Origin of the sequence: Actinoplanes awajinensis subsp. mycoplanecinus (assembly GCF_001509495.1) — a bacterium.
In the GTDB taxonomy this organism is placed as follows: domain Bacteria; phylum Actinomycetota; class Actinomycetes; order Mycobacteriales; family Micromonosporaceae; genus Actinoplanes; species Actinoplanes palleronii.
The window spans coordinates 1-211 of sequence record NZ_LLZH01000269.1 but is presented as its reverse complement, the minus strand read 5'-3'; the positions used below and the strand labels follow the sequence as shown (position 1 = coordinate 211).

Here is a 211-nt window from a genome sequence, read left to right as displayed (position 1 = left end):
GTAGTCCACACAACCGCTGAGACTTGACGGTGGCTGCTTGCTGTCCACGGACAAACCCACACCGTCACAACAGGTCAGAACGGATCTCCTGCTGGAGTACTAATCACGCCATTGAGCCTTTTTCATCCTGCGTAGCGGTTGGCTTCGACGTGGTGCAGAACGAGGATGGCCTGCACGATCGCGGTGGCGCGGCGAGGGCAACAGCGCAGCT

At 59.2% G+C, this 211-nt stretch carries 1 pseudogene; it reads right to left on the bottom strand.

From position 1 onward, the window contains the following. Nucleotides 1-122: 122 nt before the first annotated feature. Nucleotides 123-211, bottom strand: a pseudogene (locus ADL15_RS53235) (IS5/IS1182 family transposase); the annotation flags it as partial.